Raw genomic sequence first — 25,687 nt, forward strand, 5'->3', positions numbered from 1 at the left:
ACTGCACTGCGTGACCGAAAGTGCAACCTCCCGGGCCGATCGCCGCGAGGCGACCAGGCACCGCATCGCGGTCTGCGCCCAGAAGCTCACCGAGCAGCACGGCCTCGACGGCTTCACGATGGAGAACCTCAGTGAGGCCGCCGGGGTGTCGCGGCGGACGCTGTTCAACTACTACCCCAGCAAGCTCGACGCCGTGCTCGGCCTCGCCCCGGTGCTCTCCGCCGAGGCCGCCGAGCGCTTCCGGGCGCGGGGCGCGGGCAGCGACCTGGTCGGCGATCTGCGCGACCTGTGCGTGGACCTGCTCAGTGACCAGGAGCTCAGCCGCGAGGACGTCGCCCGGGCTCGGAGCATCCTGCTCGCCTCGCCCCGACTGCTGGCCGCCGCCCATGACCGGTTCTTGGCGCTCAGCGGCCAGGTCGTCGAGGAGATCCGCCGGCGCGAGGGTGCCGCCTTCGACGCCCGGCGCGCCCAGATCGCCGTCCGCCTGATCGCCTGCCTGTTCGACTCGGCCCTGGAGATCTTCCTGACCGACCCCGACCAGCACGATCTCGGCGAGGCCTACGACCACGTCCTCAACACCGCCCGACAACTGCTCGCCTGATCTTCCTCCCACGCCCCACCCGGGCACCGCCCACGCCCACCAGGAGACCTCCCCAATGGCAACCCTGCTCTACCGACTCGGCAAGACCGCCTACCGGCGGTGGCCGATCTTCCTCGCCGCCTGGCTGATCGCTCTGATCGCGGTCGGCACCTTCGCGGCCACCATGTCCAAGCCCATGTCCGACGCGTTCTCGATCCCCGGGATCCCCTCGGAGAAGGCCGCCGACCTCCAGGCTGAGCTCTTCCCGGGCGCGCAGGACGCCTTCGACCAGGCCAGCGTGAAGGTGGTGGTCGCGGCCCCCGAGGGCGAGAAGCTGGCCGACCCGGAGAACCGCGAGGCCGTCGACGCCCTGATCGCCGACCTCGCCGAGCTGCCGCAGATGCCCGAGACCCCGTTGGCCAACCCGGTCGACGCCGCCGCGGCGCAGCAGAAGCAGCTGGTCGAGGCCTCGATGGCGGCCGGCACTCCCGAGGACGTGGCGAAGGCGAACGCCGAGGCGCTCTCCCCGCTGTCGAAGGACGGCCGGGTCGGCACCATCACCTGGGACTTCGACGTGGAGACCGTCACCGACGTCAAGCCGGAGACCATCGAGGCGCTGATGGAGACCATCGACGAGGCCAGCACCGACGGCCTGACCGTCGAGGCCAACGGCTCGGGCAGCACCGCCATGCTCGAGGTCAGCGCCAAGTCCGAGCTCATCGGCATCGCGGTCGCCGTGCTGATCCTGATCCTGACCTTCGGGTCGCTGGTCGCCGCCGGACTCCCCGTGGTCACCGCACTGATCGGCGTCGGCATCGGCATCGCCGGCATCACCGGCATGACGGCGTTCACCGACATCGGCTCGACCACCCCGATGCTCGCCACGATGATCGGCCTCGCGGTCGGCATCGACTACGCCCTGTTCATCCTGGCCCGCTACCGCAACGAGCTCGACCACACCGACGACCGGGAGGAGGCCACCGGCGTCGCCGTCGGCACGGCCGGATCGGCCGTCGTCTTCGCCGGCCTGACGGTGCTGATCGCGCTGGCGGCGCTCGCCGTCGTCCGGATCCCCTTCCTCACCTCGATGGGCTTCGCCGCCGCTGCCACCGTGCTGGTCGCGGTCCTCGTCGCGCTGACCCTGCTGCCGGCCATCCTGGGCATGCTCAAGACCAAGGCGTTCGGCGCCCGCGTGCACACGATGCACCCCAAGCGCGAGGCCGACGGCCGCCTGCTGAACAACGGCGTGCGCTGGGCGCGCCTGGTGCGCCGCGCTCCGCTCGTGGTGGCCGTGCTGGCCATCGTCGCCCTGGGCGCCCTCGCGATCCCGCTCAAGGACCTGCACCTGGCCTTCCCGACCGACAGCACCGCGTCGCCGGAGAAGACCCAGCGCCAGGCCTCCGACCTGATCGCGGAGTCGTTCGGCCCGGGCCGTGACGCCCCCATGCTGCTCGTCGTGGACGGGCGCGACATCGACGACGACCAGGAGCGGATGGCCGCCTTCGGCGCCGTCACCGAGTGGGCCTCGGGCCAGGAGGGCGTCGCGAACGCCCAGATGGTGATGACCAACGCGGAGACCGACGCCCAGGGCCGGCCCGCCGGCCCCGCGACCGGCGCGCAGATCATGATCACCCCCGAGTTCGGCGGCGACGACCCCGAGACGCACGACCTGCTCGTGGACCTGCGCGACGGCCAGGAGCAGATCGAGGAGGAGACCGGCACCACCATGGGTGTGACCGGGCTGACCGCGATCACCACCGACGTCTCCGACCGGCTCTCCGACGCGCTGCCGATCTACCTCGCCGTGGTCATCGGGCTGGCCTTCATCCTGCTGATCCTGGTGTTCCGCTCGATCCTGGTGCCGCTCACCGCGACGTTCGGGTTCCTGCTCTCCGTGCTCGCCACGCTGGGCGCCACCGTCGCGGTCTTCCAGGAGGGCGCGTTCGGGTGGTTCGAGGGTCAGCCGATCGTCAGCTTCATGCCGATCTTCCTGATCGGGCTCGTCTTCGGTCTCGCCATGGACTACCAGGTCTTCCTGGTGACCCGGATGCGGGAGGCGCACGTGCACGGCGCCACCACCGACCACGCCGTGGTCGACGGCTTCCGCAACAGCGCCCGGGTGGTCTCGGCCGCCGCGGTCATCATGATGGCCGTGTTCGCGGCGTTCATCCTGATCGACGAGCCGATCATCAAGTCGATGGGCTTCGCCCTCGCGATCGCGGTGTTCTTCGACGCCTTCGTGGTCCGGATGGCGCTGATCCCGGCGCTGATGTACCTGCTCGGCGAGAAGGCCTGGTGGCTGCCGAAGTGGCTGGACCGGATCCTTCCCGAGGTGGACGTCGAGGGTGAGAAGCTCGAGCGCCCGCACATGAAGGACCTGCACTCCAGCGACGACTCGCTCGTCGACGCCTGAGGCGGAAGGCCCCACCCGCGACATGACCCCGAACGATGCGAGCTCCCCGTCGCTCGGGGTCATGTCGCGCCTCGGTGACCTGCGGGTCGCCGGGGCCTCGGTCCGCTCGCTGGTCACCGAGCTCGGCCAGCTGCTGCTGGCCTTCGCCGTCTACAACCTCGGGCGCATCCTGGCCGCCCAGGACGTGGCTCGCGCCGACGAGAACGCACGCTGGATCCTGCGCGTCCAGGAGTGGCTCCCGCTGCCCTCCGAGGCGTGGATCCAGGCTCAGGTCATCGACCACGAGTGGCTCATCGAGGCCGCCAACCGCTACTACGCGGCCGCGCACTTCCCGGTCGCCTTCGGGGTGCTGCTGTGGCTGTTCCTGTGCCGCCGCGACACCTACCACTGGGCCAAGCGCTCGCTGATCGCCGCGACCGGGGTCGGGATGGTCATCCACATGGTGATGCCGGTGACGCCGCCTCGTCTGCTCACCGAGCTCGGCATGGTCGACACCGCGCTGCAGGGCGGCGACTCCGTCTACGCCGCCCCGATCCTGTCCAGCCTGTCCAACGAGTACGCCGCGATGCCGAGCTTCCACGTCGGCTGGGCGCTGCTGGTCGCGGTCGTGCTGATCAGCGCCGGCCGCACCCGGTGGCGCTGGCTGTGGGCCCTGCACCCCACGCTCACCCTGGCCGTCGTCGTGGTCACCGCCAACCACTACTGGCTCGACGCCGTCGTGGGCTGTGCGATCGTCGTGGGTGCGCTGCGGGCGATGCGGGTGGGGCGGGGCGGAGCCGGAGCGGCCGCCGGAGCCGCCGTTGGGGACCAAACGGCGACGAAAACCGCTGAAGACCTGCCGTCTCTGACCAATCGGCGCACCTCCTAGCCCCTGATGCCGGGCGCGGGCGGGCCGTCGGGTGATGGCGGGCCGGGCCAGGGGATGCAGCGGCTCGCGCTCCTTGTAGGCGAGGTGGCTGAACAGGGCGTCGGTGGGCACGTCGACCTGCCAGCGGCAGGCCCTCCGGCGCGGCCGGGTCCCCCGTACGTCGCCGGCCAGGGCCACCGGGGCCCGGTCCACCGGTCCATGCAGCGCGTGGATCACCACGTGCTCGGACTCGAGCCGCTCCAGCACCGGCTCCACCGCCGGCTCGGCGCGGCGCAGGTGCGGAACAGTTCGTCCGGTCCTCGAGCGTGTGGTGACGGTGACGATCCGGCAGTACAGCCCGATCACGGCGCGCAGGGTCCCGGCATCGAGGAGGGCGAGCGGAATGCACTGAGCCCGGTCACGGGGACCGGGCTCAGTGCAGGTTGTCGGTAGTGGAGGGGACAGGATCAGTTGACGGGGCTCTCGCCGAGCGTCACGGTGGCGGAGCGGGTCGCGCCGGCCGCGGTCGTCCAGCTCAGCTCGACCTCGTCGCCGGGCTCGAAGGTCGACAGCGCGCGGGTCAGGTCGCTCATCGAGCGCACGGAGGTCTGGTCCAGCGCCGTGATCGTGTCACCGGCGACCAGCCCGGCCTCGGCGGCGGGACCGTCCTGCTCGACCTCGGCGACGACGACCCCGTTGCGCGCGGACTGGGCCCCGATCCCGAGGAACGCCCCGGGACCGATCCGCACCGTTCCGCTCTGGTCGCCGTCCTCGACCTGCTCGACGATCTCGAGGGCCTTGTCGATCGGCACCGCGAAGCTCTGCGACGCATCGCTCGCGGCCGCCGTGGTGACGGCGACGACCTCGCCCTCCTCGTCGAGCATCGGGCCACCGGAGTAGCCCGACACGACCGCGGCATCGGTCTGCACCAGGCCGGTCAGGTCGGCGCCGGACGCGCCGAACTCGAGGCCCTGGGAGGTGGTGATGTCCTGGTTCAGCGCGGTCACCGAGCCGGGCATCGCGGAGAGGTAGCCCTGGCCCTGCGCGTTGCCCACCGCCGTCACGCTGGCGCCCACCTCGGCGTCACCGTCGTCGTCGAGGGTGACGGTGTCCAGGTCCGAGGCGTCCTCGAGCTGCAGGACGGCGACGTCGGCCTCCTCGTCGGCGCCGACCACGTCGGCGTCGTAGGTCTTGCCGTCGTCGGCGACCGTCACCCGGACCTGGGTGGAGTCCTCGACCACGTGGTAGTTGGTCAGCACCAGCCCGTCGGATTCGAGGACCATGCCGGTGCCGGCACCGGAGCCGCCCTGCATCACCGACTCGACCAGTACGACGCCGCGCGACTGCTCGTCGGTGGGCTCGACGCCGGAGGGCCTGGCGGATCCGTGGGAGTGGTCACCGAAGCCGGAGCCGCCGTCCGGGGATCCGAATCCGAAACCGGACCCGCCGTCGGAGTCGCCGTCGGAGCCACCGTCGGAGCCCCCGTCGGGCGCGCCGAAGCCGAAGCCGGGCTGGGAGTCCGAGCCGGAGCCGGGCATCGTGTCGCCCTGCATCGGGCCGGACGGGGCGTCGCTGTCGGCGGCCGCCATCGTCACCGGTACGGCGATGCCGGCGGCGAGGACGGCGCCGGCCACGGCACCGGCCAGGCCGCTGAGGATCATCGGCTTGCGGTTCGACCGCGCCGGCGACCCGGCGGGGTAGGGCTGAGCCGGCTGGCCGAACGGGAACTGACCGGCCGGCGGCTGGCCGCCCGGCGGCTGGTTGCCCGGCGGCTGGCTGCCGGGGGCCTGGCCCACCGGAGGCTGACCGGCCGGAGTCTGGCTCATCGGAGGCTGACCGGCCGGAGGCTGGCCGGTCGCGGACTGCTGCGGGTAGGGGTAGGGGTAGGGGGACTGGGGCTGGTTCGCCGCGGGTCGGCTCTCCGTAGAACCGGGAGCCGCCTGCGGCCTCGGGGCGGGTTCTCTGTTCATGCCTCTAGGAGACCGCCGCAACCTCGCACCCAGATGGGAGCGACCTGTGGATCCCCTGTGAGCCTCGACGGGCCTCGACGGGCCCCGGCCTCAGGCCTCCAGGCCCAGGTGCCGGCGCAGGTTGGCGGAGAACTGGTGCCCCATCGTCAGCACCACGCCCTTCATCGCGACCTGCACCGCCGGGGCCGCCACCCGGGCGAGCGGGAGCTCGACCTCGATGCCGACGCTGATCGCGAGGTGCGTGCCCCCGTCCACGTCCCTCATGTCGTACCAGCCGTTGACCCCCGCGTGCTCGGTCGCGCCGGGCGGCGGCTCGTGGACGTAGTCGATGCGGCGCAGCTCGTCGAAGGTCATCCGCTCGGTGAACGCCGGCGCGACGCTGATCCCGAGCACCGGCAGCTTGCTCATCTCCCAGCGCCAGTGGTCACCGTCGACCTCGATGCGGGCCAGGAACGGCGTGAACCGGGTGAGCAGGACCGGATCGACCAGCACCTCCCAGATCCGCTCGCGCGAGGCCGGGACGACCGCCTGGGACTCCGTCGAGGTGCGGAAGCGGTTCATCGTCGCGCTCCGGTGCCCGGTCGCGTCCTGGGAGCGCACATCGGCTCGCTGTCCCTTCCGTCGAGGCTGGTCCACGCCGACCGTAGCCGAGCCGCCGCCGCTGCCGCGCGTGGCGAACGGGCGCTCACCGAGATCCGGTGAGCGCCCGTGCGCAGGCCCAGGGGCCGGGTACGACGCTCAGCTGGCCTTGCCGTCGCGCTCGGCGACCATGTTGAGGGCGATGTCGACGATCATGTCCTCCTGGCCGCCGACGAGCCGGCGCCGGCCGGCCTCCATCAGGATCGAGCGGACGTCGATGCCGTAGCGCTGCGAGGCCGCCTCGGCGTGGCGCAGGAAGCTCGAGTACACCCCGGCGTAGCCCAGCGTCAGGGTCTCCCGGTCCACCCGGACCGGACGGTCCTGCAGCGGGCGCACGATGTCGTCGGCGGCGTCCTGCAGCGCGAACACGTCGCAGCGGTGGTCCCACTCGTAGATGTCGGCGACCGCGATGAACGCCTCGATCGGGCAGTTGCCGGCGCCCGCGCCGTGACCGGCCAGGGAGGCGTCGACGCGGGTCACGCCGTTCTCCACCGCGACCACGGAGTTGGCCACCGACAGCGAGAGGTTCTCGTGGGCGTGGATGCCGATCTCGGTGCCGGCGTCGAGGACGTCGCGGTAGGCGCGCACCCGATCGGCGACGCCGTTCATGGTGAGCCGGCCGCCGGAGTCGGTGACGTAGACGCAGTGCGCGCCGTAGGACTCCATCAGCTTGGCCTGCTTGGCGAGCTCGTCGGCGGGGGCCATGTGGCTCATCATCAGGAAGCCGGCGACGTCCATGCCGATCTCGCGGGCGGTGGCGATGTGCTGGGCGGAGACGTCGGCCTCCGTGCAGTGGGTGGCCACCCGCACCGAGCGCACGCCCAGGCTGTAGGCGTGCTTGAGCTCCTCGATGGTGCCCACGCCGGGCAGCAGCAGCGTGGTCAGCCGCGCCTTGTCGATGTGGGCCGCGGCCGCCTCGATCCACTCCCAGTCGGTGTGCGAGCCGGGACCGTAGTTGACCGAGCCGCCGGCGAGGCCGTCGCCGTGGGCTACCTCGATCGCGTCCACCCCGGCCGCGTCGAGCGCGGCGACGATCCTGCCGACGTTCTCGGGGGTGATCCGGTGGCGCACGGCGTGCATGCCGTCGCGCAGGGTGACGTCCTGGATGAAGAGCTTCGTGGTCATCGGGTGGCCCCCTTCTGGGCGATCCGCTCGGCCATCTGGAGCGCCGCGGAGGTCATGATGTCGAGGTTGCCGGCGTAGGCCGGGAGGTAGTGGGCGGCGCCCTCCACCTCGAGGAAGACCGACACCTGGTGGGTCGGGCGGGTGCTGGTGCCGTCCTTGAACAGCGTGTGCACCGGCTGGTCCTCGGGGATCTCGGTGATCTGCACCTGCTGCTTGAGCCGGTAGCCGGGCACGTAGGCCGCGACGTCGGCGACCATCTTCTCCACCGAGGCGCGGATCTCCGCGTGCACCGACTCCTCGGGCGCCGCGACCAGGCAGAACACCGTGTCGCGCATGATCAGCGGCGGCTCGGCCGGGTTGAGGATGATCACCGCCTTGCCGCGCTCGGCGCCGCCGACCTTCTCGATCGCGTGCGAGGTGGTCTCGGTGAACTCGTCGATGTTGGCGCGGGTGCCGGGGCCGGCGGACTTCGAGGCGATCGAGGCGACGATCTCGGCGTAGGCGACGGGTACGACGCGCGAGACGGCCGCGACGATCGGGATCGTGGCCTGGCCGCCGCAGGTGACCATGTTGGCGTTGGGGGCGTCGAGGTGCTCCTCGATGTTGACCGCCGGCACCACGAACGGGCCGATGGCCGCCGGGGTCAGGTCGATCATCCGCTTGCCGAGCGGCTGGAGCTTGGCGGCGTTGGCCACGTGGGCCTTGGCGGAGGTGGCGTCGAAGACGATCTCGATGTCGTCGAAGCCCTCCATCGCCATCAGCCCGTCCACGCCCTCGTGGGTGGTCGGCACCTTGAACCGGGCCGCGCGGGCCAGGCCGTCGGAGTCGGGGTCGATGCCGACCATCGCGCCCATCTCGAGGTTCTTCGAGAGCCGCATGACCTTGATCATCAGGTCGGTGCCGATGTTGCCGGAGCCGATGATGGCGACCTTCGTCTTCCCGGACGGCTGCTGGGTGGGCTCGCTCATGACGGGTGCTCCTGGGTGGGGTGCGGGGTGCTGGACGTGGACTCGGTGGGCTCGTCGGCGCTGAAGCGGGCGGTGACGCTGCCCAGGCCGCTGATCTCGGCGGTGACGACGGAGCCGGGCTCGACCAGACGCATCGGGCCGAGCGCGCCGGAGAGGATGACCTGGCCGGCGCGCAGCGGCTCGCCGTGCTCGCGCGCCATCCGGGCCAGCCAGGACAGCGCGTTGAGGGGGTCGCCGAGGCAGGCGGCGCCGTTGCCGGTGGAGACCACCTCGCCGTCGATGCTCATCGACATCTCGACCTCGACCGGATCGACCTCCGCCAGCGTCCGGCGCTCGGTGCCGAGGACGTACAGGCCGCTGGAGGCGTTGTCGGCGACGGTGTCGCCGAAGGAGATGTTCCAGTCCCCGATCCGGGAGTCGACGATCTCGAGCGCCGCCACGGCGTACTCGACCGCGCCGCGGACCTGGGCCACGTCGAGCGGGCCGTCGGCGAGGTCGGCCGACAGCACGAACGCGACCTCGGCCTCGACCTTCGGCTGCAGCAGCCGGTGCATCGGGACCTCGCCGTCGGCGGTGCAGTCCATGTCGTCGAACAGCACGCCGAAGTCCGGCTGGTCGACGCCGAGCTGGGTCTGCACCGCCTCGGAGGTGGCGCCGATCTTGCGCCCGACGATGCGCGCGCCGCCGGCCAGGCGCGCCGCGGTCAGCTGCTCCTGGACACGGTAGGCGGCCGCCACGTCGTCGGCGCCGATCAGCTCGCGGACCGGGGCGCAGGGCGCGCGGTTCTCCAGGGCGGCGATCAGCCGGTCGGCGGCGGTCTTGATCGCCTCGGGGCTGGGCGACCCGGCGGGCGCCTGCGGGCCGGCCGGTTCTGCGGGGGTGGTGGTCATCGGGTCTTTCCGGGTCGGGGGCGCGACGCGGCGCGCTGGGTCGGTGCTCCCCAGCCTGTGCCATCACCCGCCCCCCGGACAGCCGTAGGTTCCGGTGAGTGGAACGCCCCGCCCGGTGCGCGGCGCCGCTCAGTCGGTACGACGCAGCGCGTCGCGGCGCGCCAGGGTGGCCGCGATGCCGGCGGCCGCCGCGTGCACCGAGGCGGCGTGGCGCTGCGGGGAGAACCGGGTGACCGGGCCGGTCACGCTGACCGCGGCCACCACCCGGTCGGCACTGTCGAGCACCGGCGCGGCCACGCACGCCAGCCCCACCGAGGACTCCTCGAACTCGAAGGCCACCCCGGTCTCCAGGACCGCCGCCAGCTGCTGGGCCAGGATGCCGGGCGCGACGATGGTGCGCGGGGCGTGGCGCGTCAACGGCCCGGTGAGCACCCGCGCGCGCACCTCCCCGGGGGCGTGGGCCAGCAGCGCCTTGCCGATCGCGGTGGCGTGCAGCGGCATCCGCCCGCCCAGCCGCGAGGGCGCCTTGACCTGCTGGTGACCGCCGACCTTGGCGACGTACACGACCTCGGTGTCCTCGCGCAGCCCCAGGTGCACGGTCTCGTGGGTGCGCTCGTAGAGGTCCTCGAGGAACGGCGTGGCCACCTCGAGCAGCCCGCGCTCCACCGAGGCGCGCATGCCGAGGGCGAACAGCTGCCCGGAGAGCCGGTAGTGCTGCCCGTCCCGGTCGAGCAGGCCACCGGCGACCAGGTCGGTGGCGACGCGGTGCAGGGTGCCCTTCGCCAGCCCGGTGCGCCGGCCCAGCTCGGCGAGGGTGACGCCGGTGTCCTCGGCGGTGAACGCGTGCAGCACCTTGAGCACCTTGGCCAGCACGCTGTCGGGGTTCAGCGCGGGCACCCGGTCTCGCTGGGCGGCGGCGTCGCTCAGCCGAACTCCGCCCGGGCCCCGCGCAGCGCCGGGCGGCCGTCGGCGAGCGCCTCGAAGCGGACCGAGGAGCCGCTCACCCAGGCGTCCACCGCGAGGGTGTCGCCGGGGAAGACCGGCGCCCCGAAGCGCCCGTCCAGGGCGACCAGGTCGGCCGGGTGCGCGCCGGCGGCCCGGGCCAGCGGAACGGTGACGCTGGCGAGCGTGGCGAGCCCGTGCAGGAACGGCCGCGGCTGCCCGGCGGCCTGCGCGGCCGCCGGGTCGACGTGCATGTGGTGCCGGTCGCCGAGCAGCCGGTAGAGCGCGGCCTGGTTCGGCGCGGTGGCCACCTCCAGGCGCGAGGTCGCCTCGCCCTCGGCAGCCGCCGGGGCCGAGGGGCCCCGGTCGCCGCCGAAGCCGCCGCAGCCGGGCGCGAAGATCGCCCAGGTCGCCACCGAGTAGTCGCTCTCCACGGCCACCTCGAAGATCGCCGCCGAGCCCTTGTCCCAGACCGCGGCGACCGAGGCGCGCATCGTCACCTCACCCGAGCGCGGCAGCTCGCGCAGCACCTCCAGGCGCTGGGAGCCGTGCACCGCGGTGGAGGTGTCGAAGGCGCCCGCGGAGCCGAGCGCGTCGGGCGCCCACTGCGCCAGCGTCAGCGCGAACGTGGGCAGCACCCGCAGCCGCTCCTCGAAGACCAGGTCGAGGTCGTCGGCGGGCGCGCCGACGGCCAGCGCGTAGAGGATCGCGTCGCGCTCGTCGTAGGCCACGGTCCGCTCGCCGAGGACCTTCCCGACCCAGTCGCCGGCGTTCTCCATCTGCCCTCCCAGGCTCGTCGTCGGATCGGTGCTGTCGGACTGCGCGCTGCTCATCGGTCGCTCCCGAGCACGAGGCCGCTGGTCGGGACGCCGGTGCCGGCGGTGACCACCACGTTGTCCACGCTGCCGGGCTGGTTCACCGACTCGCCGCGCACCAGCCGGACCGCCTCGGCGATCCCGTTCATGCCGTGCAGGTAGGCCTCGCCCAGCTGGCCGCCGTGGGTGTTGAACGGCAGCGACCCGTCCAGCTCGAGGTGGCCGTCGGCGATGAAGTCGCGGGCCTCGCCGCGTCCGCAGAAGCCGAGCTCCTCGAGCTGCGGCAGCACGAACGGGGTGAAGTGGTCGTAGATGATGCCGGCGTCCATGTCCTGCGCGGTGAGCCCGCTCTGGCGCCACAGCTGCTGGGCGACCACGCCGAGCTCGGGCAGCCCGGAGATCGTCGGGCGGTAGTAGGACGTCATCATGTGCTGGTCCTTCGCCTGCCCCTGGGCCGCGGCGTGGACCAGCACCGGCGTGTGCGCCAGGTCGCGCGCCCGCTCGGCGGAGACGACCACGATCGCCTGTCCGCCGTCGGTCTCCTGGCAGCAGTCGAGCAGGTGCAGCGGCTCGGCGATCCAGCGCGAGGCCTGGTGCTCCTCGAGCGTGATCGGGCGGCCGTGGAACCACGCCTTGGGGTTGGTCGCGGCGTGCTTGCGGTCGACCACCGCGACCCGGCCGAAGTCCTGCGACGTCGCGCCGTACTCGTGCATGTAGCGGCGCGCGAACATCGCCACCCACTGCGCCGGGGTGGAGAGCCCGAACGGCGTCATCCAGGAGTACGCCGCGCGATCGGCGTTGGTGTCCATCGGCCGGTTGGCCTGACCCAGCCCGTAGCGCTCACCGGAGCGCTCGTTGAAGGAGCGCCAGCACACGACGACCTCGGCCAGCCCGCTGTGGATCGCGGCCGCGGCCTGGGCCACCGTGCCGCAGGCGGCTCCCCCGCCGTGCCCGACCCGGGAGAACCAGCTCAGGTCGCCGATGCCGACGTTGCGGGCGATGTGGTTCTCCGAGCTGGACTCGGCGGTGAACGTGATCATCCCGTCCACCTCCGAGGGCGCGATGCCGGCGTCGTCCAGCGCCGCCTGCACGGCCTCGCAGCCCAGCTGCAGCTCGCTGCGCCCGGAGGCCTTGGAGAACTCGGTGGCGCCGATGCCCGCGATCGCGGTGGCGCCGGAGATGGGCATGCTCACGAGGCGCCTCCCGCGGTCTCGACCCGGGCGTCGGCCGCGGGCAGCTCGACGACGACGGTGCCGCCGACGTGCGTGCCGAGCGCGTTGTCGCCGCGCACGGCGACCTCGACCCGGTTGCCGTCGACCGCGGAGACCGAGCCGGTGAAGGTCATCGTGTCGCCGGGGTAGTTGGGCGCGCCGAGGCGGATCTTGATCCGCTTCACGACCGCGGCCGGCCCGGCCCACTCGGCGACGTAGCGCTCGGTGAGGCCGTTGCTGGTCAGGATGTTCATGAAGATGTCCTTCGAGCCGCGCTCCTGGGCCAGGGCCGGGTCGTGGTGGACGTCCTGGTAGTCGCGGCTGGCCATCGCGGTGGCCACGATCAGGGTGCGGGTGATCGGGATCGCCAGCTCGGGCAGGGTGTCGCCGACGGCGACCTGCGCGGGGGTCCGGGTGGGGGCCAGGGAGGTCGCACTCATGAGCGGACCTCCTGGGTGGCCAGGACGCCGCCGAGCTCGGCGAGGGTGGCGGCCGACCCGCCGAGGGTCGAGGAGAGCTGCTTGCCCCACAGGAAGAAGCGGTGCACGGGGTAGTCGACGTCGACGCCGATGCCGCCGTGCACGTGCTGCACGCGGTGCACCACGTCGAGACCGCCCTGGTCGCACCACCAGGCCGCGACCAGCGCCGAGCGCGCGGCGGCGGTCCCGGCCGGGTCGTCCTCGAGGTCGCTGAGCGCCTGCCACACGGTGACCCGCATCGCGTCGATGTCGATCCAGCAGTCGGCGAGCTGGTGCTGCAGCGCCTGGAAGGTGCCCAGCGGGCGGCCGAACTGCTCACGCTCGGCCAGGTACGACGCGGCCAGCGCGAGCGCGCCGGAGGCGACGCCGACCTGGATCGCGGCGAGCGCGACCTGGGCCTGGCGCAGCAGCGCGGTGAGCGCCGGCCCGCCGGGCTCGCCGACCGGCTCGGCGGCGACCGCGTCCAGGGTGAGCTCGCCGGCCAGGTCGTGGCTGGTGACCGCGGCCAGCTCCCAGCCCAGCCCGGCAGCGCCGGCCTCGACCAGGAAGAGGCCGGGCCCGGCGGCGGTGGCGGCGGCGACCAGCACGTGGCTGGCGCCCTGCGGGGAGGGCACGACCGCCTTGACGCCGGTGAGCGTCCAGCCGTCGCCGGCGCGGGTGGCGGTGGCGCGCGGGGCGGCCGGGGAGGCGCCGTCGTACTCCTCCAGCGCCAGCGTGATCCGCAGCGAGCCCTCGGCGGCCCCGGGCAGCAGCGCGGCGCGCTGGGCGTCGGTGCCGTGCTCGGCGATCGCCAGAGCACCGAGCGCGGCGGTCCACAGCGGGACCGGGGCCACGCAGCGGCCCTGCTCCTCGAGCACGACCGCGAGCGCGGCCGGACCGAGGCCGGCGCCGCCGTGCTCCTCGGGCAGCGCGATCCCGAGCAGGCCGGTGGTGGCCAGGTCGGCCCACAGCGTCTCGTCGATGCGGCTCTCGGTGGTCTCGACCGCGCGGACCCGGTCGGTGGTGGCCTTGTCGGTGAAGACCTCGCGGGCCAGTCCCTGGACGGCCTGCAGATCCTCGTCGAGGTGGAAGTCCATCAGTGCTCCTGGGGGTCGGCCGGGGCGCTCGCGCCCGCGGTGGCGGGACGGAAGACCGGCAGGGTCAGCTCGGGGTCGGCGTCGAGCCACTGCAGCTCGAGCGCCATGCCGATCTCGAGGTCGTCGGCGGTGCACTCGACGAGGTTCGTGATCAGCCGGGTGCCCTCGGCGAGCTCGACGACCGCGATCAGCTGCGGGTAGTCGAAGGCCGGGTGCTTGGGGTGGTGGGCCACCACCCAGCTGTAGAGGGTCGCCGCGCCGCAGGCCTCGACGGTGTCCCACTCGAAGGAGCCGCAGTGCGGGCAGCCCGGGCCGGGTGGGTGGCGCAGCGTCTGGCACGAGGCGCAGCGCTGGATGACCAGGCGGTGCTCCTTGGCCGCGTCGAACCAGAACTGGTTGTCGAGGTTGACCGCGGGCCGCGGGCGCAGCGCTCGCGGCGCCTCCTCCTCGGACGGGGCGGGGGCCGCGGCGGCCGCCTTCGGCTTGAAGCGCAGCGTGCGCCAGCGCTGGGTGGCGACCACCTCGCCGTCGGCGTCGCGGTAGGTCTTCAGCGTGGTGACGAAGCGGCCGGTGCCCAGGCCGGTGGTCTTCTCCGGCGAGATCGCCTCGACGATCTCGTCGGAGCTGACGTGGTCGCCGGGCACGAGCTCGCGGACGAACTCGAAGTCGGAGTCGGTGGCCACCACCGAGGTGTAGCCGCCCTCGGCGAGCAGGTCCACGAGCTCGCCGAAGGCGCCCGCGGCGGCGTTGGGCCGCACGGTCGCGGCGTACCCGCGCATCACCCAGGCCTGGGCCATCGAGGCGGGTGCGACGACGCTGTCACGGCCGGTGGCTCGGGCGGCGTCCGCGTCGAGGTGGACCGGGCTGGAGAGCTCCATCGCCTCCACCCAGTGCCGGATCATCGCCACGTTGACCGGGTCCTGGGCGGGCTTGGCCTCGCTGAGCCGGCGCCCGACGAAGGCCATCAGCCGCTCGTCGTACGACGTGTCGGTCGCGGCGGTCTCGGCGGCGCTCACCGCTTGCCCCGCGGCATCTTGAGCCCCTGGGTGGCGATCATGTCGCGCAGCACCTCGTTGACGCCGCCACCGAAGGTGTTGACGATGCCCTGGCGGGAGAGCTGCTCGACCTGGCCGTGCAGCACCGCCGCCGGGGAGCCCGGCCGGATCCGGCCGGCCGCGCCGAGCACCTGAGTGAGCGTGCGCTGGACGTCGATGTGGGTCTCGGTGCCGTAGGTCTTGGCGGCGCCGGCGGTGGCGCCGGTGAGCGTGCCCTCCTTGACCTCCGCGGTCATCTTCCAGTTCATCAGCCGCATCGCCTCGAGCTTGGCGTAGGTGCGCGCCATCTCCGCCTGCACCCAGGGCTGCTCGATGGTGCCGTTGTCCTTGGCCCAGGCCAGGACGGTCTCCCAGAGCTGGATCATCCGGCCGCCGAGCGCGGCCAGCGCGACCCGCTCGTGGTTGAGCTGGGCGGTGATCAGCCCCCAGCCGCCGTTCACCTCGCCGACGACCTCGTCGGCGGGCACCCGGATGCCGGAGTAGTAGGTCGCGGTGACGCTCATCCCGCCGACGGCCTTGATCGGGCTCCAGGTGTAGCCGGGGTCCTCGCACGGCACGATCAGGATCGAGATGCCCTTGTGCTTGGGGGCCTCGGGGTCGGTGCGGCAGGCGAGCCAGACGTAGTCGGCGGTGTTGCCGCCGGTGGTGAAGATCTTGTTGCCGTCGACCACGAACTCGCCGGTCGACTCGTCGCGCACCGCACGGGTCGACAGCGACGCCAGGTCGGTGCCGGCGTCGGGCTCGGTGTAGCCGATCGCGAAGACGATGTCGCCGGTGAGCATGCCGGGCAGGTACTTGGCCTTCTGCTCCTCGGTGCCGAACGCCATCAGCGTCGGACCGACGGTGTTGATGGTGACCAGCGGGAACGGCACGCCGGCGCGCTGCACCTCGTCGTAGAAGATGAACTGCTCCTCGGCGGTCAGCCCGCGCCCGCCGTACTCGGTCGGCCAGCCGACGCCCAGCCAGCCGTCGCGACCGAGCATCTTGACGACCTCGCGGAAGCGCGGGCCGCCGGCGCCCTGCTCGCCGACCTCGCGCCGCTCGTCGTCGGGCAGCAGGGCGGCGAAGTAGGCGCGCAGCTCCTTGCGCAGCGCCTGCTGCTCCGGTGTCTCACGAAGGTCCACGGGTGGCTCCTGTTCCGAGGTACGGCGGGGCGCGCGACGGGCGGAGTGGCTCGTCCAGCGGCGCTAGTAGACACATGTTAACCACGCGTCTATCCATCCGTCTATGGCGCCGGTAGGCTGTCCGGCATGGAAGGTCCCCGCGTCGTGCACCACGTGCTCTCCCCTGCCCGGGCGGCCACCCGCGACAAGCTCATCGCCGCCGCCATCGAGCTGGCCAGCGAGGGCGGGTACGACGCGGTGGCGATCCGGCCGGTGGCGGCCCGCGCGGGGGTCTCGGTGCCGACCGCCTACCAGCACGTCAGCTCCAAGGACCAGATCCTCACCGAGGCGCTGATGGCGCTCGGCCAGCGCTCCGCCGAGGGGGTGCGCCAGCGCCGCCCGCGCGGCGACTCGCCGGCGGACCGGCTGAGCGCGGTCTTCGCCCGGATCATGCGCGAGGCCGCCGAAAAGCCGCTGCTCTACCAGGCGCTCTACCGCGCCTACGTCGCCAGCGCCCCGGCCCTGCTGGAGTCCGACACCCAGGTCGGCTTCGGCCCCGAGCGGGCCACCTGGATCGGCGACACCCTGCGCGCCGGCGACACCGCCGGCCACTCCGACGCGGACCTCGAGGCGGCCGCCCGGATCCTCAGCACCCTGTTCCTCGGCGCGATGATCGGCGTGGCCGCGGGCCGCCCCGTCGACGAGGTCACCGCGCTGCTCGACGACGCCGTACACCGACTGCTGCCCGGAGGCACCCGATGACCCAGACCACCTCCCCCGCCACCACCTTCGGTGCGCTGGTCGAGGCGCGCGGCGAGGACGACTCCGTCGCGCTGCACTTCGAGGACCGCAGCTGGACCTGGCGCGAGGTCGTCGCCGAGGCCCGGCTGCGCGCCGGCCTGGCCGCGTCGCTGCGCCGCGAGGGCGAGCCGTGGCACGTCGGGCTGTTCCTGGAGAACACCCCCGAGCACCTCTTCTGGTGGCTGGGCGCCGCGCTGTCGGGGATGAGCGTGGTCGGGCTGAACCCGACCCGCCGTGGCGCCGAGCTGGCGCGCGACGTGACCTTCACCGAGTGCCAGCTGCTGGTCGTCGACGACGCGCGGGCTCCGCTGCTCGACGGCGTCGACCTGGGGCCGGGGCTGGACGACCCGCGGGTGCTGCGCGTCGGCGCCGCGTCGTACGACCGGGCGCTCGCGGGGGCCACCCCGTTGGCCACCCAGGAGGTGGCGCCGGAGACGATCCTGTCGCTGATCTTCACCTCGGGCACCACCTCGGCCCCCAAGGCGGTGATCTGCACGCAGGCGCGGATGGGCCGGATCGCGCGCCAGCAGGTCGAGCGCCGCGAGCTCACCGGCGACGACGTGTTCTACGTGGTGATGCCGATGTTCCACTCCAACGCGATCATGGCCGGCGTCGCGCCGGCGGTGTGCACCGGCGGCACGCTGGTGCTGCGGCGCCGGTTCTCCGCCTCCGGGTTCCTGCCCGACGTGCGCCGGCACGGGGTGACGTTCTTCAACTACGTCGGCAAGCCGCTCAACTACGTGCTCGCCCAGCCCGAGCGCCCCGACGACGCCGACAACACCCTGCGCATCTGCTTCGGCAACGAGGCCAGCGAGCGTGACATCGCGGAGTTCTCCCGGCGCTTCGGCTGCCGGGTGATCGACTCGTTCGGCTCCAGCGAGGGCGAGATCGCCATCCAGCGGGCGCCCGGGACGCCGCCGGGCTCGCTGGGCCGGGCGCCGGAGGGCACCATCGTGGTCGACCCCGCGACCGGGGTGGAGTGCCCGCGGGCGCGCTTCGACGGGTCGGGGCGCCTGCTCAACGGCGAGGAGGCGACCGGGGAGATCGTCAACACCGTCGGCGTAGCGCTGTTCGAGGGCTACTGGCGGAACCCCGAGGCCGAGGCCAGCCGCACCCGCGGTGGCTGGATCTGGTCGGGCGACCAGGCCTACCGCGACGACGAGGGCTGGTTCTACTTCGCCGGGCGCAACGGCGACTGGCTGCGCGTGGACGGCGAGAACCTCGCCGCCGCGCCCATCGAGCGGCTGCTGGGCCGCTTCCCCGGGTTCGCGGCCGTGGCGGTGCTCGCCGTACCCGACGAGACGGTCGGCGACCAGGTCCTCGCCGTCGTCGAGATGACCCCGGGCGCCGTCTTCGACCCCGACGCGTTCGGGGCGTTCCTGCAGGCCCAGCCCGACCTCGGCACCAAGTGGCCCCCGCGCTACGTGCGGGTGGTCGAGGAGATGCCGCGCACCGCCTCCAACAAGCTCCTCAAGCGCGCGCTGCAGGGCACCGCGAGCGGTGAAGCGGTCTTCGAGCGCGTCGGCAGCACGCTGACCTACCGCTGAGCGGCCCGGCGGTCGAACGGGGGACCAGAGCGCCGAGGCCAGCGGGACCAGCGAGCGCTCCTGGGGCTACTGAGGTAGTGCGCGCTGTCAACCACTGATGTTGTCGGGCGAAGCTTCGGCCGACAACATCAGCGTTCCCCGGTCGGCCGGGGAAACCGCCTCATGAGCCCGGCGCCTCGAACCAGTCCCACTCCCACGGCGTGATCGTGCGGTACGGCGAGCGCAGCAGCGCCGTGAGCCCGGGCCGGTCGGGGTCGGCCGCGACCAGCCGGTCCAGCCGGCCGGCGACGTCCACCGGGTCGGCCTCGCAGTAGTACAGCGTGACCCGGAGCCGGCCGGGGTCCCGGACGCCGGCGAGCGCCGCGGCGTCGTCGCCGTCCCGCGGGGCCACCGAGACCTGACGGCTGGCGAAGGTCCAGGCGCCGACGACGCCGGGCAGCGCGACGACCGACGGCACCCGCACCGTGTGCAGGTGGGCGAAGGCCCGCTCGGCGTCGGCCGAGCCGGGCTCCTCGACGCGGTGCACCTCGGCCAGCACGCCGCGCACCGGGCGGAACGGCAGCGCGGACACCGAGATGCCGATCGCCGGGTCGACCCAGCCCTGCACCGGGCGGAACATCCCGGTCAGCCGGCGCTGCGTCCAGGCGAGCTCGGGGCGGCGCCCCTGCTGCAGGGTGGTGTCACCGAGGTCGGACCACTGCGCGATGCTCGCCGCGGCGGGCTCGCGGAACCAGTACATCGCGAGGTACTGCGCGGCCGAGAGGGTCGGCGCGAGGTCGGCCCCCGACGCCTCGCGGCACTGCGGCGTGCGGACCCAGCGCTCGCCGTGCAGGACGCCGGGCAGCGCGAGGTTCTCGGGGCGGTGGTCGAGCTGGTGCCAGGCGTTGTAGTCGCGGTGGCGCCCCGGGTCGGTCACCTCGGGGAAGGACAGGAAGACCCGGGTGGAGCGGTCGAGGACGGACATCTAGGAGACGTACCCTTCCGGCTTGCCCCAGGTGGCGCTGCGGGTGGTGTCGCGGTCGACGAGCACGCAGCGGGTGCCGGTGAAGTTCGTCGGCATGCACTTGTTGCAGTGGATGCACAGCGACGGGGTCGCCGGGTCGCGCTGGATCTTGTTGACCAGGTCGGGCTCGCGCAGCAGCGCGCGGGCCATCGCGACGAACTGGAAGCCCTCGGCCATCGCCAGGTCCATCGCCGCCTTGTCGGTGATCCCGCCGAGCAGGATCATCGGCAGGTCCACGGCGTCGCGGATCTGGCGGGCGTCCTCGAGCAGGTAGGCGTCGCGGTAGGGGTAGGCCTTGATCAGCGACTTGCCGATCAGCTTGACGCCGAAGCGCACCGGCTGCGGCATCACCGCCGCGAACTCCTCCAGCGGCGCCTCGCCCTTGAACAGGTACATCGGGTTCTTCAGCGACGACCCGGCGGTCATCTCCAGGGCGTCGACGCTGCCGTCGGCCTCGATCCACTGCGCCACCGGGATCGCCTCGTCGAGCCAGAAGCCGCCGGGGTACCCGTCGTCCATGTTCATCTTGGCGATGATCGCGACCCGGTCCCCGACCGCGTCGCGCACGGCGCGCAGGATCGCGCGCGGGAACCTCGCCCGGTTCTCCAGCGATCCCCCGTAGGCGTCGGTGCGCTTGTTGAGCGCCGGGCTCAGGAACGAGCTCGGGAGATAGTTGTGGCCCAGGTGCACCTCGACCGCGTCGAAGCCCACCTCGATGGCCCGGCGCGCCGCCTCCGCGTGCGCCTCGACCACCCGCTCGATGTCGGCGACGGTGGCCGCGCGGGTGATGCTCTGGGTGACCAGCGACATCTGCCGGCTGGGCGCGATCGCCGGCAGCCGGTTCGCCTTCGCCCCGGCGACCGGCCCGGCGTGGCCGATCTGCGCCGAGACGGCGGCGCCGTGCGCGTGCGGCGTCGGTCAGCCGGCGCATCCCAGGCGCGGACTCGTCGTTCCAGAGCAGCTGGTGGCGATCCGTGCGCCCCTCGGGGGCCACCGCGCAGTAGGCCACGGTGGTCATCGCGACCCCGCCCGCGGCGTACCCGACGTGGAAGTCCACGAGGTCCTGGGTGACCAGGCCCTGGTGGCTCAGCCCCTCGTACGTCGCCGCCTTGATCACCCGGTTGCGCAGGGTGAGCGGGCCGAGCCGGGCCGGAGCCAGTACGTCGGGCAGCGCGGATGCGTCGGGCGTCGAGGTCACGCGCCCGACCCTAGGGGACATTCGCCTGCCGTGCCGGGGATCACGCCACCGCAGGCCGGCGCCGGGGTACCGCGGTTGGGCGGCAATGTCACCATCGCCCGAGATCGTCTCGACCGCACACACTGACTCGACCGCACACTGAGGAGAGCATGCGCCCCCGACCACCCGCCGCAGGGAGCACACGTCGCCAGCCACCCGCACCGGGTGAGCTCTGCCGGCCCGGGAGGCGCTGGTGAACGGGATCCTGGACTGGCTGGTCTGGGTGATGCGCACGATCGGCGCCCCGGGCGTGGGCCTCGCGACCGCCGTGGAGACGGTCTTCCCGCCGGTCCCCTCCGAGGCGGTGCTGCCGCTGGCCGGGTACACCGCGAGCCTGGGGCACTACAGCCTGCTCGCCGCGATCCTGTGGGCGACCGCGGGCTCGCTGATCGGGGCGCTCGTGCTCTACTACGCCGGCGCGGTGCTGGGCGCACAGCGGCTCGGCGCGATCGCCGAGCGGATCCCCCTGCTGCACGCCCGCGACATCCACCGCTCGATCGACTGGTTCGACCGGCACGGGCGCTCCGCGGTCTTCCTCGGTCGGCTGGTCCCCGGGGTGCGCAGCCTCATCTCGATCCCCGCCGGCGTGAACCGGATGCCCTGGCCGCAGTTCGTCGGCTACACCACGGCCGGCAGCCTGCTGTGGAACGCGGTGCTGATCTCGGCCGGCTACGAGCTGGGCGCGCGCTGGCACCTGGTCGAGGGGTACCTGGGCGACATCTCCAACGTCGTCTACGTGCTGCTCGCCCTCGCCGTCGGGTGGTTCGTGGTCCGTCGGTGGCGACGACGCCACCACCCCCACCACGAGGCCCCCGAGTGAGCCGGGTCAGCCGCGCTCGCGCAGCGCGGTGATCAGCCGCTCGGTGCGGTCCTCGCCCTCCACCAGCTGGCGCAGCAGCCACAGCCGCAGCACCGCCGCGACGGCCGCGCCGACGTACAGCGCCGCGCCCGTGACGCTGAGCGCCAGGCAGCAGAGCGCCAGGATGATGCCGGAGCTGATGTCGCGGGTGTCGTCCTGGGACAGGGAGGCCTGGTAGGCGACGAACGCGCCGACCACCCCGCCGACCATCAGCAGGACGCCCAGCACCCGCAGCGGCCGGTCCGACCTGGAGCCGTCGGACCTCAGCTTGAGCCGGGACACGTCGTCGTGGAACTCGGTGCGGCGCTCGTCGGTGAGCATGGTCAGCCTCCCAGGTAGGTGGTGGAGAGTTCGTGCTCGATCTCGGCGGGTGCGCCGACCTTCACGACCCGGCCGCCGATCATCAGCGCCGCGGTGTCGGCGAGAGGGAGGACGACACGCGCGAACTGCTCGGCGACGAGGATCGAGATCCCCTCCTCGGCCAGCGCGGCCACCGTCTCGTACATCTGCGAGACCACCATCGGCGCCAGGCCCATGGACAGCTCGTCGAGCAGCAGCACCACCGGGTCGGTGCCCAGCGCCCGCGACAGCGCGAGCATCTGCTGCTCGCCGCCCGACATCGAGCCGGCCAGCTGGTTGCTCCGGTCGCCCAGACGCGGGAAGCGGGCGAACGCGGCCTCCTCGATCTGCCGGCGGCCGGCTCCGGTGCCGGTGGCCAGCCAGAGGTTCTCGCGCACGGTCAGGTTGGGGAAGACGCCGCGGCCCTCGGGGATCGCGCAGATCCCGACCCGCGCGGCCTGGTCGGCGCTGATCCCGTTGAGCCGCCGACCGGCCACCCGCAGCTCCCCGCCGGTGGGGGCGATCAACCCGGCGCAGACCCTCATCGTGGTGGTCTTGCCGCCGCCGTTGGGGCCCAGGAGCGCCACCACGCGGCCGGCGCCGACGCTCAGGTCCACCCCGTGCAGCACCTCGATCGCGCCGTACGACGCGCGGACGCCGACCAGCTCGAGCACCGGCTCAGCCTCCGGCTCGGCGGCGCCCACCGGGCTCGGCGCGGACACGCTCATGCCACCGCCTCCGCTCCGATGTAGGCCTCGATCACGGCGGGCGAGGCCTGCACCTCGGCGGGCGTGCCGGAGGCGATGAGACGTCCCTGGTCGAGGACGTGGATGCTCGTGCACAGGCTCATCACCAGCGGGAGGTCGTGCTCGACCAGGCAGATCGCCAGACCGTCGGCGGCGAGCCCGCGCAGCATCGCCTCGAACGCCGCGGTCTCCTGCTCGGTCTGGCCCGAGGCCGGCTCGTCGAGCAGCAGCAGCCGCGGGCCGGTCATCAGCGCTCGGGCGACCTCCACGACGCGCGCCCGCCCGGTCGCGATGTCGGAGACGTCGAGGTCGGCGATGTCGCTGAGCCCGGTGAGCTCCAGCACCCGCTCGGTCTCGGCGTCGACGTCGATGCGCCGGCGGTGGCTGGAGCGGACGATGTCGCCGGCGACCCGGACGTTGTCGCGCACCGAGAGGGACAGGAACAGCTCCAGGCGCTGGAAGGTGCGCGCCACCCCCATCCGGGCCCGCCGGCCCGGGGAGAGCCCGGTGACGTCGCGGCCCTCGAGCAGGACCCGTCCCGCGGCCGGGCGCTGCATCCCGGTCATCGTGTTGAACAGCGTGGTCTTGCCGGCCCCGTTGGGGCCGATCAGCCCGGTGACGGTGCCGGCAGCGAGGGTGAGGCTGACGTCGTCGACGGCGGTGTTGCCGCCGAAGCGGACGCTGATCCCCTCCGTGCTGAGCAGGGCGGGGGGCTCAGACGGGGGCATGGCGGGTCTCCTCGCGGGTGGGGTCGGCGGCGTGCCGCCCGGGTGGCGCCGAGTGCGGGTCGAGGCCGGCCCGGGCGCCGACGAGGGAGTGCGTCGGCAGCCCGAGGGCGCGGTCCAGCGACTCGGCCAGGTCGTCGGGGTAGGGGGCGTCGAGGCCCACCAGCTCCGGCGGGGTCGGGTGACGGGCCCCCAGCTCGGCGGGCGTGAGCACCGCGCCGGGCATGATCCGCTCCGCCAGCGCCGGGTAGCCCAGCCAGAGCGCCAGGCTCAGCGTCGAGAACAGCCAGGTGTTGAGCGCGCCCGCATAGGCCAGCGCGTAGAGGACCACCTGGACGCCCAGCGCGCCGTACAGCACCGGGCGGGCCGCCCGGACGCGCCGGTAGCCGGCGAAGATGTCGTGGACGAGGCCGGAGGGGTTCCTCGCCACCCCGATCCCGACCAGCGCGATGCCGACCGTGACCAGGTGCGAGAGCAGGGAGAACGTCTCGGCGTAGTGGGGGTGGCTGATCGAGAGGTCGTTGAACGCGCCGCCGGTGAGGGTGAACCCGATCCCCGCCATCAGGCCACCGAAGAGGGCGCCGCTGACGTAGCCGATCCCACCCACCACGGTGAGCATCACCACCGACAGGCTGATCGTGATCAGGAACGTGTCGGCCGAGACGGTGCTCAGCGCCATCGCCATCATCAGCCCGCCGAGACCGGCGATCGCCGAGGAGATGCTGAAGACGCTGAGCTTGAGCCACACCAGTCGCTGGCCGAGCATCGCCGCCGCGACCGGGCTGTCCTTCATCGCGGCCAGCCGGCGCCCGTACCCGCTGTTGCGCAGCGCCACCACGCCCACCGCGAGCGCCGAGAACACCACCGCGTAGACGACCAGCGCCACGTCCTGGTCGGCCAGGTCGAGCGGGCCCACCTCGAGCGCCGGCACCACCAGCACCCCGCCGGGGAACACCGTGAACGTCTGCCCGAACAACTCGTGCTCGGTGGTGTCGCGCAGCACCATCGTGGAGACGAAGACGCCGAAGGCCATCGTGGCGAGGGCCAGGTAGAGGCCGCGCAGCCGCAGGGCGGGCAGCGCCACCAGGGCGCCGACCACGGTGGCCGCGAGGACGCCGAGGACCAGGCCACCGATCGACATCCGGGTCTCGAGCCCCTCACCGGAGAGGCCGAGGTGGAAGGCGACGATGGTGGCCACGGCGCCCAGCGAGACCGGCGCCAGGTTGATCTCGCCGGCATAGCCGGTGAGCAGGGTCAGGGACAGCGCGATCACCGCGAAGGCCAGACCTGTGAGCAGGCCGCCGACCGAGGAGGAGTCGATCAGCTGGCGCAGGGCGAGCACGGCGAGCACCAGCACCAGCCCCCAGCGGGCGGCCTGGCGCACCGACGGCGCGCGGTAGCGCTCCCGGGTGCGGACCGCGGCGGTGCGCAGCCGGTCCTGGGGCAGCACGACCAGCACCACGAACAGCACGATCATCGGCAGCGCCACACGCAGGTTGTTCACCCACGGGTCGGTCGGGGCGTAGGCGACCAGGTACGTCGCGCTCAGCCCGAGCACCATCGCGCCGGCGAACGTGCGCGGGATGCTGCGCAGCCGGCCGAACATCGCGGCCGCGAAGGCGTCGATGACCAGCACGGTCAGCGCGTCGGCCGAGAGCGCGCCGCCCCCGACCGGGGTGATCAGGATCCCGGCCAGCACGGCGAGGGTGGACCCCAGCGCCCAGGAGAGGGCGGCGACCCGCTCGGGATCGTGGCCGTTGAGCCGCAGCAGGTCGGGGTCGTCGACCACCCCCCGCATCACCACGCCGACCCGCGAGCGGGTGAAGAGCAGCCGCAGACCGAACGCGATCACCACGGCGGCCACCAGGCACAGGATCTCGTGGTAGCTGACCACCACCTCGCCCAACCGGATCTCGGCGGTGGGCCCGAAGAACATCTCCACCACCCGGGCCTCGTCGGGCGACCAGAACCAGTGCGACAGCGAGACGAAGCCGAGCAGCACGGCCACCGTGACCACGATCTTGGTGACCTCGGCGGTGTCGCGCAGCCCCCGCATGATCACCCAGTGCAGGGCGAAGCCCATCAGCGGCCCGACCAGCCCCAGCACGATCAGCACCGAGACCAGGGTGGGCAGCTGCCAGCCGTAGTGCAGCTGCCAGAACAGGAACGCCCCGATCATGGCCTGCGCGCCGTGCGCGAAGTTGAAGATCCCGGAGGTGTTGTAGGTCAGCACCAGCCCGGAGGCCGCGATGGCGTAGACCGAGCCCAGCACCAGCCCCAGGACCGTGAACGTCAGGAAGGTGGTCATGCCGGCCGG

At 73.0% G+C, this 25,687-nt stretch carries 23 protein-coding genes and 1 pseudogene; 6 read left to right on the top strand and 18 right to left on the bottom strand.

Annotated elements, in window-relative coordinates; translation table 11 throughout:
* Positions 1–10 precede the first annotated feature (10 nt).
* The 3 genes from AC6EI4_RS01945 to AC6EI4_RS01955 are packed head-to-tail and all read left to right on the top strand — an operon-like array spanning position 11 to position 3,861.
* Positions 11–601, top strand: coding sequence for a TetR/AcrR family transcriptional regulator (locus AC6EI4_RS01945; protein WP_498450406.1), 591 nt, complete (start codon positions 11–13; stop codon positions 599–601).
* 55 nt (positions 602–656) lie between these two features.
* Positions 657–2,993, top strand: a complete 2,337-nt coding sequence (locus AC6EI4_RS01950; protein ID WP_498420201.1) for an MMPL family transporter — start codon at positions 657–659, stop codon at positions 2,991–2,993.
* Positions 2,994–3,015: 22 nt separating this feature from the next.
* On the top strand, positions 3,016–3,861 hold the full coding sequence (locus AC6EI4_RS01955; RefSeq protein WP_498450407.1) for a phosphatase PAP2 family protein: 846 nt from the start codon (positions 3,016–3,018) through the stop codon (positions 3,859–3,861).
* A gap of 446 nt (positions 3,862–4,307) precedes the next feature.
* On the opposite strand, the gene AC6EI4_RS01960 is transcribed toward AC6EI4_RS01955, so the two are convergent.
* From AC6EI4_RS01960 to AC6EI4_RS02015, 12 genes are all read right to left on the bottom strand, one after another.
* Positions 4,308–5,666, bottom strand: coding sequence for a S1C family serine protease (locus tag AC6EI4_RS01960; RefSeq protein ID WP_498450408.1), 1,359 nt, complete (start codon positions 5,664–5,666; stop codon positions 4,308–4,310).
* 234 nt (positions 5,667–5,900) lie between these two features.
* Entirely contained in the window at positions 5,901–6,371 is a 471-nt protein-coding gene (locus AC6EI4_RS01965; protein ID WP_498420195.1) for an SRPBCC family protein, read from the bottom strand.
* 177 nt (positions 6,372–6,548) lie between these two features.
* On the bottom strand, positions 6,549–7,574 hold the full coding sequence (gene dmpG, locus AC6EI4_RS01970; protein ID WP_498420193.1) for a 4-hydroxy-2-oxovalerate aldolase: 1,026 nt from the start codon (positions 7,572–7,574) through the stop codon (positions 6,549–6,551).
* Complete coding sequence (locus tag AC6EI4_RS01975) at positions 7,571–8,542, bottom strand: acetaldehyde dehydrogenase (acetylating) (RefSeq protein ID WP_498450409.1); 972 nt, start codon at positions 8,540–8,542, stop codon at positions 7,571–7,573. Before AC6EI4_RS01975 ends, dmpG begins: the two co-directional genes overlap by 4 nt.
* Complete coding sequence (locus AC6EI4_RS01980) at positions 8,539–9,432, bottom strand: 2-keto-4-pentenoate hydratase (RefSeq protein ID WP_498420190.1); 894 nt, start codon at positions 9,430–9,432, stop codon at positions 8,539–8,541. Before AC6EI4_RS01980 ends, AC6EI4_RS01975 begins: the two co-directional genes overlap by 4 nt.
* Before the next feature lie 129 nt (positions 9,433–9,561).
* Positions 9,562–10,329: an IclR family transcriptional regulator gene (locus AC6EI4_RS01985; protein ID WP_498420188.1), complete on the bottom strand. Its 768-nt coding sequence runs from the start codon at positions 10,327–10,329 to the stop codon at positions 9,562–9,564.
* 26 nt (positions 10,330–10,355) lie between these two features.
* Positions 10,356–11,207, bottom strand: coding sequence for a MaoC/PaaZ C-terminal domain-containing protein (locus tag AC6EI4_RS01990; RefSeq protein WP_498450410.1), 852 nt, complete (start codon positions 11,205–11,207; stop codon positions 10,356–10,358).
* Positions 11,204–12,376, bottom strand: a complete 1,173-nt coding sequence (locus AC6EI4_RS01995; RefSeq protein WP_498420619.1) for a lipid-transfer protein — start codon at positions 12,374–12,376, stop codon at positions 11,204–11,206. Before AC6EI4_RS01995 ends, AC6EI4_RS01990 begins: the two co-directional genes overlap by 4 nt.
* A 2-nt stretch (positions 12,377–12,378) precedes the next feature.
* A complete protein-coding gene (locus AC6EI4_RS02000) occupies positions 12,379–12,840 on the bottom strand; it encodes a MaoC family dehydratase (RefSeq protein ID WP_498450411.1) in 462 nt (153 codons plus the stop codon).
* Positions 12,837–13,955: an acyl-CoA dehydrogenase family protein gene (locus AC6EI4_RS02005; RefSeq protein WP_498450412.1), complete on the bottom strand. Its 1,119-nt coding sequence runs from the start codon at positions 13,953–13,955 to the stop codon at positions 12,837–12,839. Before AC6EI4_RS02005 ends, AC6EI4_RS02000 begins: the two co-directional genes overlap by 4 nt.
* Positions 13,955–14,971 carry a bifunctional MaoC family dehydratase N-terminal/OB-fold nucleic acid binding domain-containing protein gene (locus tag AC6EI4_RS02010; protein WP_498450413.1) on the bottom strand — a complete coding sequence of 339 codons (1,017 nt, stop codon included), beginning with the start codon at positions 14,969–14,971 and terminating at the stop codon, positions 13,955–13,957. The genes AC6EI4_RS02005 and AC6EI4_RS02010 overlap by 1 nt, the downstream gene beginning before the upstream one ends.
* The gene (locus tag AC6EI4_RS02015) at positions 14,968–16,134 is read right to left on the bottom strand and encodes an acyl-CoA dehydrogenase family protein (protein ID WP_498420180.1); all 1,167 of its coding nucleotides are present in this window, start codon (positions 16,132–16,134) and stop codon (positions 14,968–14,970) included. The genes AC6EI4_RS02010 and AC6EI4_RS02015 overlap by 4 nt, the downstream gene beginning before the upstream one ends.
* Before the next feature lie 126 nt (positions 16,135–16,260).
* Between AC6EI4_RS02015 and AC6EI4_RS02020 the strand changes: the two genes are divergently transcribed.
* Both AC6EI4_RS02020 and AC6EI4_RS02025 read left to right on the top strand, forming a co-directional pair.
* On the top strand, positions 16,261–16,875 hold the full coding sequence (locus tag AC6EI4_RS02020) for a TetR/AcrR family transcriptional regulator (RefSeq protein WP_498450414.1): 615 nt from the start codon (positions 16,261–16,263) through the stop codon (positions 16,873–16,875).
* Complete coding sequence (locus AC6EI4_RS02025) at positions 16,872–18,461, top strand: AMP-binding protein (RefSeq protein ID WP_498450415.1); 1,590 nt, start codon at positions 16,872–16,874, stop codon at positions 18,459–18,461. The genes AC6EI4_RS02020 and AC6EI4_RS02025 overlap by 4 nt, the downstream gene beginning before the upstream one ends.
* Positions 18,462–18,621: 160 nt before the next feature.
* Here the strand turns inward: AC6EI4_RS02025 and AC6EI4_RS02030 are convergent, their stop codons facing one another.
* Both AC6EI4_RS02030 and AC6EI4_RS02035 read right to left on the bottom strand, forming a co-directional pair.
* Positions 18,622–19,425 (bottom strand): hypothetical protein, encoded by an 804-nt coding sequence (locus AC6EI4_RS02030; RefSeq protein WP_498450416.1) that lies wholly within the window; start codon positions 19,423–19,425, stop codon positions 18,622–18,624.
* Positions 19,426–20,683: pseudogene (locus AC6EI4_RS02035) on the bottom strand (NADH:flavin oxidoreductase).
* A 211-nt stretch (positions 20,684–20,894) separates the two neighbouring features.
* Here AC6EI4_RS02035 and AC6EI4_RS02040 point away from each other — a divergent pair.
* Entirely contained in the window at positions 20,895–21,521 is a 627-nt protein-coding gene (locus AC6EI4_RS02040; RefSeq protein WP_498450417.1) for a DedA family protein, read from the top strand.
* A gap of 6 nt (positions 21,522–21,527) precedes the next feature.
* On the opposite strand, the gene AC6EI4_RS02045 is transcribed toward AC6EI4_RS02040, so the two are convergent.
* From AC6EI4_RS02045 to AC6EI4_RS02060, 4 genes are read right to left on the bottom strand one after another with little or no spacing between them, the layout of a single operon-like run.
* Positions 21,528–21,881 (bottom strand): hypothetical protein, encoded by a 354-nt coding sequence (locus tag AC6EI4_RS02045; RefSeq protein ID WP_498450418.1) that lies wholly within the window; start codon positions 21,879–21,881, stop codon positions 21,528–21,530.
* Positions 21,882–21,883: 2 nt separating this feature from the next.
* A complete protein-coding gene (locus AC6EI4_RS02050) occupies positions 21,884–22,627 on the bottom strand; it encodes an ABC transporter ATP-binding protein (protein WP_498420169.1) in 744 nt (247 codons plus the stop codon).
* Entirely contained in the window at positions 22,624–23,373 is a 750-nt protein-coding gene (locus AC6EI4_RS02055; protein ID WP_498450419.1) for an ABC transporter ATP-binding protein, read from the bottom strand. Before AC6EI4_RS02055 ends, AC6EI4_RS02050 begins: the two co-directional genes overlap by 4 nt.
* Positions 23,360–25,678, bottom strand: coding sequence for an ABC transporter permease subunit (locus tag AC6EI4_RS02060; protein ID WP_498450420.1), 2,319 nt, complete (start codon positions 25,676–25,678; stop codon positions 23,360–23,362). The genes AC6EI4_RS02055 and AC6EI4_RS02060 overlap by 14 nt, the downstream gene beginning before the upstream one ends.
* Positions 25,679–25,687: the final 9 nt, after the last annotated feature.

It is taken from the genome of Nocardioides sp. Z43_10 (assembly GCF_059766615.1).